The 11857-nt window shown below is 56.4% G+C and carries 10 protein-coding genes and 2 tRNA genes; 11 read left to right on the top strand and 1 reads right to left on the bottom strand.

The features are described from left to right. Positions 1-20: 20 nt before the first annotated feature. A tRNA-Gly gene (locus BJ885_RS18430) sits at positions 21-96 on the top strand. 36 nt (positions 97-132) lie between these two features. Then, positions 133-208, top strand: a tRNA-Gly gene (locus BJ885_RS18425). A gap of 270 nt (positions 209-478) precedes the next feature. Here the strand turns inward: BJ885_RS18425 and queG are convergent. Then, on the bottom strand, positions 479-1618 hold the full coding sequence (gene queG, locus BJ885_RS18420) for a tRNA epoxyqueuosine(34) reductase QueG (RefSeq protein WP_121932348.1): 1140 nt from the start codon (positions 1616-1618) through the stop codon (positions 479-481). Here queG and nnr point away from each other — a divergent pair. The 9 genes from nnr (at position 1617) to hflC (ending at position 11823) form a co-directional block, all read left to right on the top strand. Next, the gene (gene nnr, locus BJ885_RS18415; RefSeq protein ID WP_121932349.1) at positions 1617-3140 is read left to right on the top strand and encodes a bifunctional ADP-dependent NAD(P)H-hydrate dehydratase/NAD(P)H-hydrate epimerase; all 1524 of its coding nucleotides are present in this window, start codon (positions 1617-1619) and stop codon (positions 3138-3140) included. The genes queG and nnr overlap by 2 nt on opposite strands. Next, positions 3133-3594, top strand: a complete 462-nt coding sequence (tsaE, locus tag BJ885_RS18410; protein ID WP_013095283.1) for a tRNA (adenosine(37)-N6)-threonylcarbamoyltransferase complex ATPase subunit type 1 TsaE — start codon at positions 3133-3135, stop codon at positions 3592-3594. Before nnr ends, tsaE begins: the two co-directional genes overlap by 8 nt. Positions 3595-3610: 16 nt before the next feature. Next, positions 3611-4951, top strand: a complete 1341-nt coding sequence (gene amiB / locus BJ885_RS18405) for an N-acetylmuramoyl-L-alanine amidase AmiB (RefSeq protein WP_121932350.1) — start codon at positions 3611-3613, stop codon at positions 4949-4951. A 9-nt stretch (positions 4952-4960) separates the two neighbouring features. Beyond that, positions 4961-6805 carry a DNA mismatch repair endonuclease MutL gene (mutL, locus tag BJ885_RS18400; protein ID WP_121932351.1) on the top strand — a complete coding sequence of 615 codons (1845 nt, stop codon included), beginning with the start codon at positions 4961-4963 and terminating at the stop codon, positions 6803-6805. Continuing rightward, complete coding sequence (gene miaA / locus BJ885_RS18395) at positions 6798-7748, top strand: tRNA (adenosine(37)-N6)-dimethylallyltransferase MiaA (RefSeq protein WP_063144099.1); 951 nt, start codon at positions 6798-6800, stop codon at positions 7746-7748. Before mutL ends, miaA begins: the two co-directional genes overlap by 8 nt. An 85-nt stretch (positions 7749-7833) precedes the next feature. Continuing rightward, on the top strand, positions 7834-8145 hold the full coding sequence (gene hfq, locus BJ885_RS18390; RefSeq protein ID WP_023334248.1) for an RNA chaperone Hfq: 312 nt from the start codon (positions 7834-7836) through the stop codon (positions 8143-8145). A 74-nt stretch (positions 8146-8219) separates the two neighbouring features. Continuing rightward, positions 8220-9500: a ribosome rescue GTPase HflX gene (hflX, locus tag BJ885_RS18385; RefSeq protein ID WP_023310136.1), complete on the top strand. Its 1281-nt coding sequence runs from the start codon at positions 8220-8222 to the stop codon at positions 9498-9500. 56 nt (positions 9501-9556) lie between these two features. Next, positions 9557-10816 (top strand): FtsH protease activity modulator HflK, encoded by a 1260-nt coding sequence (hflK, locus tag BJ885_RS18380; RefSeq protein ID WP_023310137.1) that lies wholly within the window; start codon positions 9557-9559, stop codon positions 10814-10816. A 2-nt stretch (positions 10817-10818) separates the two neighbouring features. Next, positions 10819-11823: a protease modulator HflC gene (gene hflC, locus BJ885_RS18375; protein ID WP_029740370.1), complete on the top strand. Its 1005-nt coding sequence runs from the start codon at positions 10819-10821 to the stop codon at positions 11821-11823. The last annotated feature ends 34 nt before the right edge of the window (positions 11824-11857 follow it).

Below are 11857 nucleotides of genomic sequence, written 5' to 3'. Positions count from 1 at the left end.
CCAAAGCACGGACCACCCAAGCGGGAATAGCTCAGTTGGTAGAGCACGACCTTGCCAAGGTCGGGGTCGCGAGTTCGAGTCTCGTTTCCCGCTCCAAAATTTGAAAGTGCTTTCAAAGCACGGACCACCCAAGCGGGAATAGCTCAGTTGGTAGAGCACGACCTTGCCAAGGTCGGGGTCGCGAGTTCGAGTCTCGTTTCCCGCTCCAAATTCTTCTTAATCTCTAAAATATCCACAGCGAAAAGAGTCGTTGGGGACGTTTTCTATTGTCTCTGAAATATTCTTGTGAACAGAGTTATCCACAGAAACTGCGCTTAACCGAAACAAGGCTAAAGCTTAGCAGGGTGAATAATATCTTTGTAACGCGCTGTATTTAGTAGATAAATTTTCATTTCAAAATGTTATTGAGATCACTTGACCTCTTCTCCAGCCCAGATGGCGCTTGAGTTTGTAATTTTATTCACAGGCTGTGAATAGTTCAGGCATCCCGCGGAAGCCCTTTTTCAATCACCCGCACCAGACGCTGTTTCTTCGGTAGCTGTACCTCGATCGTGCAGGCATTACGCTTCTCTATTTGCTGCGCAATCGCCCATTCTATGTGCTCATCAAGAAGTGGGTGCTCACCTCTTCGGCTTTCAAGCGCCCGAATAATGGCTTCATCCCACGGGGCATTACCCAGCGCGACGGCAACATTACGCAGCCAGCGCAGATGACCGATACGGCGAATGGCCGAACCTTCCGTCACTTTCAGGAACCAGGCTTCGGTCCAGGCGAACAGCTCAACGAGCTGAGGCGCATGCAGCGCCTTACGCGGGCTGAAATCCTCTTCGTCCGTGAGCTGCGAATAGCGGTTCCACGGGCAGATAAGCTGGCAGTCGTCGCAGCCGTAGATACGGTTGCCGATAAGCGGTCGAAACTCTTCGGGAATGGCCCCTTCCAGTTCTATAGTGAGGTAGGAGATGCAGCGGCGCGCATCAACGGTGTAAGGCTCAACGATGGCACCCGTCGGGCAGATGGTCATGCAGGCCACGCAGCGTCCACAGCCTTCCTCTACCGGGCCGTCTACCGGCAGCGGTAAATCAATCAGCAGTTCACCGAGGAAGAAGAACGAACCGGCGTCGCGGCTGAGGATAAGTGAGTGCTTACCTGTCCAGCCAAGCCCGGCTTTTTCGGCGATCGGGCGCTCAAGAATAGGCGCAGAATCGACAAAGGGTCTAAAATTCAGCGAAACACAGTGCTGCTGAATAGTTTCCCCGAGTTTTTTTAAACGGTTACGTAAGAGCTTATGGTAATCACGTCCCAGGGCGTACCGGCTGACGTAACCCAAAGAGGGATTTTTTAGCGTGCGCGCAAAGGCCGCGTTGGCGGGCAGATAGTTCATGCGCACGCTGATGACGCGTAATGTGCCCGGCAAAAGCTCGTGAGGGCGGGCGCGCATCATGCCATGACGCGCCATCCACTCCATTTCGCCGTGGTATTGTTTGTCCAGCCAGGCCTGCAGTTTTGGCTCGCTGGCGGAAAGGTCGGTATCGGTAATGCCCACCTTCTGGAAGCCAAGCTCAGCACCCCACTGTTTTATTTTTTGCGCTAATTCATTGAGATCGAGGGGCTGTGACATGACGGACCATACGGTGAAGAAAAACCCCGCAAGTATACCACATTCCATCTGGCATGCGGATGACCTCCGGCGCGCCGAAAAAGAGGCCGCAGACAGCCTCGGGATTACCCTTTATGAACTGATGCTGCGCGCGGGGGAGGCGGCGTTTACCGTTGCCCGCAGCGCGTACCCTCAGGCCGCCCACTGGCTGATTCTGTGCGGTCACGGCAATAACGGCGGCGACGGCTACGTTGTCGCCCGTTTGGCGGTTGCGGCAGGTATCCGCGTGACGTTGCTGGCCCTGGAGAGTGATAAACCGCTGCCGGAAGAGGCCAGCGCGGCCCGGGAGGCGTGGCTTAACGCAGGCGGTGTGATTCATGCGCCTGATATCGTCTGGCCGGAAAAGGTGGATCTGATTGTTGATGGTCTGCTGGGTACCGGCCTACGCAGTGCGCCTCGTGAAAACATTGCCGCGCTGATTGAACACGCTAACAGACATTCCGCGCCGGTAGTCGCCCTGGATATTCCCTCTGGCCTGATTGCTCAAACCGGCGCGACGCCGGGAGCTGTCATTGAGGCTGCACATACGGTGACCTTCATCGCCCTCAAGCCGGGGTTACTGACCGGTAAAGCACGAGACGTCGTTGGCGTGCTGCACCATCATGCGCTGGGGCTGGAGAGCTGGCTGTCCGGGCAGGAAATGCGCATCGCGCGTTTTGATGCGTCGCAGCTTGCGGCGTGGCTCCCGCCGCGCCGGCCGACGTCTCATAAGGGCGATCACGGCAGGCTGGTGATTATTGGCGGCGACCATGGTACGGCAGGTGCGATTCGCATGACCGGCGAAGCGGCATTACGCAGCGGTGCCGGATTAGTGCGAGTACTCACTCGCATCGAGAATATTGCGCCGATCGTTACAGCCCGACCGGAGCTGATGGTGCACGAGCTTACGCCCCAGGCGCTTGAAGAGAGCCTTGAATGGGCGGATGTAGTGGTGATTGGCCCGGGCCTTGGGCAGCAGGCATGGGGTAAACAGGCCCTGCAAAAGGTCGAGAATTTTCGTAAACCGATGCTGTGGGATGCCGACGCGCTTAACCTTCTGGCAATAAACCCGGATAAGCGTCACAATCGCATTCTGACGCCACACCCCGGCGAAGCCGCGCGACTGCTTAACTGCAGCGTGGCAGAAATTGAAAGCGATCGCTTACTTTCTGCTCAGCGTCTGGTAAAACGTTACGGAGGTGTTGCTGTTTTGAAAGGGGCAGGAACCGTTGTCGCCAGTGACGAGACGCAGGGCATTATTGATGCCGGAAATGCGGGCATGGCAAGCGGCGGCATGGGCGATGTGCTTTCCGGCATCATTGGCGCATTGCTTGGACAGAAACTTCCCCTTTATGATGCAGCCTGCGCGGGCTGCGTGGCCCACGGTGTCGCGGCGGATAAACTGGGCGCGCGTTACGGTACACGCGGTATGCTGGCCACCGATCTTTTTTGCACGCTGCGGCGTGTTGTTAACCCGGATGTGATTGACGTAGAAAATGACTAATCGAGCGATTCCTTTACCTGATGAACAAGCCACTTTAGAACTCGGCAAGCGCGTGGCGCAGGCCTGTCAGGGGGCAACCGTCATTTATCTGTATGGTGATTTAGGTGCGGGTAAAACCACCTTCAGCCGGGGTTTTTTGCAGGCGTTAGGGCATAACGGGAATGTGAAAAGCCCAACCTACACGCTGGTCGAACCGTACACCCTTGAAAATCTCATGGTGTACCACTTTGATTTATACCGCCTTGCGGATCCTGAGGAGCTGGAATTTATGGGGATTCGTGATTATTTTGCCAACGACGCCATTTGCCTGGTGGAGTGGCCGCAACAAGGTGCGGGTGTGCTGCCTGACCCGGATGTCGAAATTCACTTAGATTACCAGGCACAAGGGCGTGAGGCACGCATCAGTGCTGTTTCCTCATCAGGCAGTTCCTTACTGGCGCGACTGGCCGGTTAAGCGTAGGGATGACGGGATGATAAATCGCGTTAAAGGTTGGTTGTTGGCTGCCACCGTGCTGCTGTGCGCGCAGGCCGGGGCGGCAAACCTCTCAGATATTCAGGTATCAAACGGCGAAAGCCAGGCCCGGATCACGTTCAGCTTTATGGGCGATCCTGAATATGCGTTCTCACAGCCAGACAGCCACAGCGTGGCGCTGGATATCAAACAAACAGGCGTGATCCAGGGGCTACCGCTGCGGTTCAGCGGTAATAATCTGGTGAAAAGTATCCGTTCGGGAACGCCGCAGGATAGCCAGTCGTTACGCCTGGTGGTCGATCTGACCGAAAAGGGTAAAACGAAGGCGGTGAAGCAGCAAAACGGGGCGAACTATACGGTGGTCTTTACCATCAATGCCGACGCACCGCCTCCGCCTCCACCGCCGCCGGTCGTAGCGAAGCGCGTGGAAGAACCGGTATATACGCCGCGTCCTTCTGAACCTGCGCGTAATCCGTTTAAATCGCAGAACGATCGCATTACTGCGGCAACCAGCAGCGATACGGTGACGCGCCCTGCGGCCAGCGCGCGACGCGCGACGGTCAGCGGTGACAAAGTGATTATCGCCATTGATGCGGGCCACGGTGGGGAAGACCCGGGGGCGATTGGCCCTGGCGGCACGCGAGAAAAAAACGTGACCATCGCTATCGCGCGTAAGCTGCGTTCGTTACTCAATGACGACCCTATGTTTAAAGGCGTGTTGACCCGCGACGGGGACTACTTTATCTCCGTCATGGGACGCTCGGATGTGGCGCGTAAGCAAAACGCGAACTTCCTGGTCTCCATTCATGCGGACGCCGCACCGAATCGTAGCGCCACCGGCGCCTCGGTTTGGGTGCTGTCGAACCGTCGCGCTAACAGCGAAATGGCCAACTGGCTGGAAGAGCATGAGAAGCAGTCTGAACTGTTAGGCGGCGCGGGCGACGTGCTGGCGAACAGCCAGTCCGATCCGTACCTCAGCCAGGCGGTGCTGGATTTACAGTTCGGTCATTCTCAGCGCGTCGGGTATGATGTCGCCACTAACGTATTGAACCAGCTGCAAAGCGTTGGCGTGCTGCATAAGCGTCGTCCGGAACATGCCAGCCTCGGCGTTCTGCGCTCGCCGGATATCCCGTCCATCCTTGTGGAGACGGGCTTTATCAGTAACAACGGTGAAGAGCGTCTGTTGGGAAGCGACAGCTACCAGCAGCAAATTGCCGAAGCGATTTATAACGGTCTGCGTAAATATTTTGAGGCGCATCCTCTGCAGTCTGCGCCACAGAGCGGCGCTGCCCAGACGGCCAGCGCAGCGCTGCCGGGTGAGATGACCGCGACCAACTAAGGAGAATTCATGCCGATTCAGGTTCTACCGCCGCAGCTCGCGAACCAAATCGCCGCCGGTGAGGTGGTGGAACGCCCAGCGTCGGTGGTGAAGGAGCTGGTGGAAAATAGCCTCGATGCGGGCGCCACCCGCATCGATATTGATATCGAACGCGGTGGCGCGAAGCTTATCCGTATTCGCGACAACGGCTGTGGCATTAAAAAAGAGGAGCTGGCGCTGGCGCTGGCCCGTCACGCCACCAGTAAAATCGCCTCTCTGGATGACCTGGAAGCGATTATTAGCCTCGGTTTTCGCGGCGAAGCGCTGGCCAGTATCAGCTCCGTTTCGCGCTTAACGCTGACCTCCCGTACCGCTGAACAGCAGGAAGCCTGGCAGGCTTACGCCGAAGGGCGCGATATGGATGTGACGGTGAAACCCGCGGCGCACCCTGTCGGCACGACGCTGGAAGTCCTGGATCTGTTCTACAACACCCCCGCCCGACGCAAGTTTATGCGTACCGAGAAGACCGAGTTCGGCCATATCGACGAGATCATTCGCCGTATCGCGCTGGCCCGCTTCGATGTCACCATCAACCTCAGCCACAACGGCAAGGTGATGCGCCAGTATCGCGCGGTGACAGAAGGTGGACAGAAAGAGCGTCGTTTGGGGGCCATCTGCGGGACGCCGTTTCTGGAACAGGCGCTGGCCATTGAGTGGCAGCACGGCGACCTGGCGTTACGCGGCTGGGTTGCCGATCCAAACGCGAGCAGTGCTGCGTTCTATGAAATTCAGTATTGCTACGTGAACGGTCGCATGATGCGCGACCGTCTCATCAATCACGCGATTCGCCAGGCCTGCGAAGACAAGCTCGGGGCCGATCAGCAGCCAGCTTTCGTCCTTTATCTGGAAATCGACCCCCATCAGGTGGATGTAAACGTTCATCCAGCCAAGCATGAGGTGCGTTTCCACCAGTCGCGTCTGGTTCACGACTTTATTTATCAGGGCGTGGCCGCCGTGTTGCAGCAGCAGGCAGAGCCAACGCTGCCGCTGGAGAACGACGCCCCTGCACCGCGTCCGCTGCCGGAAAACCGTGTCGCGGCAGGCCGCAACCATTTTGCGGAGCCTGCCGTCGCGCGTGAACCGGAGGCCCCGCGTTTCTCCCCGGCAGGGAGCGCACCGCGTCCAACGGGCGCGAACTACCCGAATGCCCAGCCCGGCTATCAGAAGCAGCAGGGCGCGTTGTACCGCAAGCTGCTGGAAACGCCAGCCGTGGAGCGTAAAGAGCACATTCCGCCCGCTCAGCCTTCTCTGGACGGGCATAGCCAAAGTTTTGGTCGGGTGCTGACGATTATTGCGCCGGATATGGCGCTGCTTGAGCGTGACGGCAAATTGATGCTTCTGGCACTGCCGGTCGCTGAACGCTGGCTCAAGCAGGTGCAGCTCACGCCAGGTGAAAATGCAGCCTGCGCGCAGCCGCTCTTAATTCCGGTTCGCCTGAAAATATCCCCTGAAGAAACAAGGGTATTGCGGCGCGCAGAGCCGCAGCTGGCGCAAATGGGTATTGAAACTGTGCTCGAACCACAACATGTGACAATTCGTGCAGTGCCTTTACCCTTACGCCAACAAAATTTACAAAACTTGATTCCTGAACTGATAGGCTACCTGGCGCAGCAAACATCGTTTGATGCCGCCAACACCGCGCAGTGGATCGCCCGCCATCTGGCAAGCGAACACGCGCCGTGGAGTATGGCGCAGGCCATTAGCGTGCTGGCGGAGGTGGAACGCCTCTGTCCGCATCTGGTGAAAACGCCGCCGGGTGGGTTATTACAACCTGTTGATTTACAAACGGCGATGAACGCCCTGAAACATGATTGACGCAAGTAAGGCGAGCCTGCCTAAGGCAATTTTTTTAATGGGCCCAACGGCCTCCGGCAAAACGGCGCTAGCCATTGAGTTGCGTAAAGTTTTGCCTGTAGAGTTGATTAGCGTCGACTCCGCCCTCATCTACCGAGGGATGGACATCGGCACGGCGAAGCCTGACGCAGAAGAGTTGCGTGCGGCACCGCACCGTTTGCTGGATATTCTCGACCCGGCTCAGGCGTACTCCGCAGCGGATTTTCGCCGGGATGCCTTAGCCGAGATGGCCGAGATAACGGCGGCGGGACGTATACCGCTGTTGGTTGGCGGAACCATGCTCTATTTCAAGGCGTTGCTGGAGGGGTTGTCACCTCTGCCATCCGCGGATCCGGAAGTAAGAGCGAAAATTGAGCAGCAGGCGGCAGAGCAGGGTTGGGACGTTTTGCATCAGCAACTGGCGGAGATTGACCCGGTTGCGGCAGCACGGATCCATCCAAATGATCCGCAAAGGCTTTCCCGGGCACTGGAAGTTTTTTTCATTTCGGGTAAAACTTTAACGGAACTGACGCAAACGTCAGGAGACGCTCTGCCGTATCAGGTGCATCAGTTCGCCATCGCCCCGGCGAGCCGTGAACTGCTCCATCAGCGAATTGAGCAGCGTTTTCATCAGATGTTAGCTTCAGATTTTGAAGCAGAAGTGCGGGCGCTATTTGCCCGTGGAGATTTGCATACGGACATGCCTTCCATTCGTTGTGTGGGATACCGCCAGATGTGGTCGTATCTTGAAGGTGAGATTTCATACGATGAAATGGTTTATAGAGGTGTTTGCGCCACGAGACAGTTAGCGAAGCGCCAGATCACCTGGTTGCGCGGTTGGGACGGCGTTCACTGGTTAGACAGTGAAAAACCGCAACAGGCGTTAAACGAAGTGATTGAGGTTGTTGGTGATATCGCTCACTGAATGTGTACAATTGAGACGTATCGTGCGCAATTTTTCAGAATCGCAAGGTTCTAAGTACAAAACAAGCATATAAGGAAAAGATAGAATGGCTAAGGGGCAATCTTTACAAGATCCGTTCCTGAACGCATTGCGTCGGGAACGTGTTCCAGTTTCTATTTATTTGGTGAATGGTATTAAGCTGCAAGGTCAGATTGAGTCTTTCGATCAGTTTGTGATTCTGTTGAAAAACACGGTCAGTCAGATGGTCTACAAGCACGCTATTTCTACTGTTGTTCCGTCCCGTCCGGTATCTCATCACAGCAATAACGCTGGCGGCGGCACTGGTAGTAACTACCATCATGGCAGCAGCGCGCAGGGTTCTTCAACGCCGGCGCAGGACAGCGACGAAACCGAATAAGGTTTTGCACTGTTATCCACACGGGGAGCCAGGGATCCTGCGTTCCCCGCTGATCTTTTTAGAGAGGTTTACGCTTGTTTGACCGTTATGATGCCGGTGAGCAGGCGGTGCTGGTACACATCTATTTTTCGCAAGACAAAGATATGGAAGACCTCCAGGAGTTTGAATCTCTGGTCTCTTCCGCCGGTGTCGAAGCAATGCAGGTGATTACCGGTAGCCGTAAAGCGCCGCACCCAAAGTATTTTGTTGGTGAAGGTAAAGCAGTCGAAATTGCGGATGCCGTAAAAGCAACCGGCGCGTCAGTCGTGTTGTTTGATCATGCGCTGTCTCCAGCCCAGGAGCGCAACCTGGAAGCCCTTTGCGAATGCCGTGTTATCGATCGCACGGGTTTGATTTTAGATATTTTTGCTCAGCGTGCACGTACCCACGAAGGGAAACTGCAGGTTGAGCTGGCGCAGCTGCGCCATCTGGCAACGCGTCTGGTGCGTGGCTGGACACACCTTGAAAGACAAAAAGGCGGGATTGGTTTGCGCGGCCCGGGTGAAACCCAGCTCGAAACCGACCGTCGTTTGCTGCGTGGCCGAATTACCCAGATCCTCTCACGTCTGGAACGTGTCGAGAAACAGCGTGAGCAGGGACGTCGGGCGCGAACGAAAGCCGACATCCCGACGGTGTCGCTGGTGGGCTATACCAACGCCGGTAAATCGACCCTGTTTAACCAGATAACCGAGGCCCAGGTTTATGCCGCAGACCAGCTGTTTGCGACCCTGGATCCTACGCTGCGCCGTATTGACGTTGCAGACGTCGGTGAAACGGTGCTGGCGGATACCGTAGGGTTTATTCGCCATCTGCCGCATGACCTGGTGGCGGCGTTTAAAGCCACCCTGCAGGAGACGCGACAGGCGACTCTGCTGCTGCACGTGATTGATGCAGCAGACGTGCGCGTGCAGGAGAATATCGACGCGGTGAACGTGGTGCTCGAAGAGATCGACGCCCATGAGATCCCAACGCTGTTGGTCATGAACAAGATCGATATGCTGGACGATTTCGAACCGCGTATCGACAGAGATGAAGAAAACAAACCGATTCGGGTCTGGCTTTCTGCCCAGACCGGTATTGGTGTGCCACTGCTTTTCCAGGCTTTGACAGAACGTCTTTCCGGTGAGGTAGCTCAGCACACGCTGCGACTGCCGCCACAGGAAGGCAGGCTGCGCAGCCGGTTTTATCAGCTTCAGGCGATAGAAAAAGAGTGGATGGAGGATGACGGCAGCGTGGGGATGCAGGTGCGTATGCCGATCGTTGACTGGCGTCGCCTCTGTAAACAAGAACCTGCGCTGGTCGACTATATCGTCTGATCAGAAAGGGGATGCCTGAATAATTCGCCCTTGCATAACAAATATGGAGCATATACATGGCGTGGAATCAGCCCGGTAATAACGGACAAGACCGCGACCCGTGGGGAAGCAGCAAACCTGGCGGCAACTCTGAGGGAAATGGCAACAAAGGTGGTCGCGAGCAGGGGCCGCCGGATCTGGATGATATCTTCCGCAAACTGAGCAAGAAGCTTGGTGGCCTTGGCGGAGGAAAAGGTTCTGGCTCGGGTGGCAATTCCACTCAGAGTTCGCGCCCGCCAATGGGTGGCCGCGTAGTGGGCATCGTGGCCGCTGCGGTAGTCATCATCTGGGCAGCCAGCGGGTTCTACACCATTAAAGAAGCAGAACGCGGCGTAGTCACCCGTTTCGGTAAGTTCAGCCATCTGGTTGAGCCGGGTCTGAACTGGAAGCCGACCTTCATTGACGACGTGACCGCGGTAAACGTGGAATCCGTCCGTGAACTGGCCGCCTCTGGCGTGATGCTGACCTCTGACGAAAACGTGGTGCGCGTTGAGATGAACGTGCAGTACCGCGTGACCGATCCTGAGCGTTATCTGTTTAGCGTGACCAGCGCCGATGACAGCCTGCGTCAGGCGACCGACAGCGCCCTGCGCGGTGTGATCGGTAAATACACCATGGACCGTATCCTGACCGAAGGTCGTACCGTTATTCGTAGCGATACCCAGCGCGAGCTGGAAGAGACCATTCGTCCGTACAACATGGGTATCACCCTGCTGGACGTCAACTTCCAGGCTGCGCGTCCGCCGGAAGAGGTGAAAGCCGCATTTGACGATGCGATTGCTGCCCGTGAAAACGAACAGCAGTACATCCGTGAAGCAGAAGCGTACACCAACGAAGTTCAGCCACGCGCTAACGGTCAGGCGCAGCGTATTTTGGAAGAAGCGCGCGCGTATAAGACGCAGACCATCCTGGAAGCTCAGGGTGAAGTGGCTCGCTTTGCGAAGATCCTGCCGGAATATAAAGCGGCGCCGGAAATTACCCGTGAGCGTCTCTATATTGAGACCATGGAAAAAGTGCTGAGCCACACCCGCAAAGTGTTGGTTAACGACAGTAAAGGCGGAAACCTGATGGTTCTGCCGCTGGATCAGATGCTGAAAGGCGGTTCTGCACCAGCAGCGAAAGGCGACACCAGCGGCGCGAACAACCTGCTGCGTCTGCCGCCAGCCTCAACAGGCAGCGCCAGCACGAACACAACGCCTTCTTCGAACGATGGTGACATTATGGACCAACGCCGTGCTAACGCGCAGCGTAACGACTACCAGCGTCAGGGGGAATAAGGATGCGTAAGTCAGTTATTGCGATCATCGTCATCGTACTGGTCGCGCTTTATACCTCGATTTTTGTGGTGAAAGAAGGCGAGCGTGGGATTAAGTTCCAGTTCAGCAGCGTCGTGCGTGATGGCGACAAACGCCCGGTGATTTACGAGCCGGGTCTGCACTTCAAGGTGCCGTTCATTCAGTCAGTGAAAACGCTGGATGCGCGTATCCAGACCATGGATAACCAGGCCGACCGTTTCGTGACCAAAGAGAAGAAAGACCTGATCGTTGATTCCTATATCAAATGGCGCATCAGCGATTTCAGCCGTTACTTCCTGGCAACGGGCGGTGGCGACGTTTCTCAGGCAGAAGTGCTGCTGAAACGTAAGTTCTCTGACCGTCTGCGTTCCGAGATTGGTCGTCTGGATGTGAAAGACATTGTGACCGACTCCCGTGGTCGTCTGACCCTGGAAGTTCGCGATGCGCTGAACTCCGGTACCGCGGGCACGGAAGATGAAGTTTCAACGCCGGCAGCAGATGATGCGATTGCCAAAGCGGCTGAACGCGTTCAGGCGGAGACCAACGGTAAAGTGCCGGTGATCAACCCGAACAGTATGGCTGCGCTGGGTATCGAAGTGGTTGACGTGCGTATCAAGCAGATCAACCTGCCAGCGGAAGTGTCCGAGGCGATTTACAACCGTATGCGCGCCGAGCGTGAGGCGGTAGCCCGTCGTCACCGTTCACAGGGCCAGGAAGAGGCTGAGAAGCTGCGTGCAGCAGCGGACTATGAAGTCACCAAGACGCTGGCGGAATCTGAGCGTCAGGGCCGTATCCTGCGCGGTGAAGGCGATGCCGAAGCGGCGAAGCTGTTTGCTGATGCTTTCAGCCAGGATCCTGACTTCTACGCCTTTATCCGTAGCCTGCGCGCTTACGAGAATAGCTTCCAGAGCAACCAGGATGTGATGGTGCTCAGCCCGGACAGCGATTTCTTCCGTTATATGAAGACGCCGACTAACGCAACGCGATAAACTCAGGCTCGTTTGAGTATTCAAACCACCGCTC

Origin of the sequence: Enterobacter sp. WP_7_1, assembly GCF_003688535.1 — a bacterium.
GTDB lineage: Bacteria > Pseudomonadota > Gammaproteobacteria > Enterobacterales > Enterobacteriaceae > Enterobacter > Enterobacter asburiae.
Note: the sequence above shows the minus strand (reverse complement) of the source record. Positions and strands in the feature narration are given on the sequence as shown.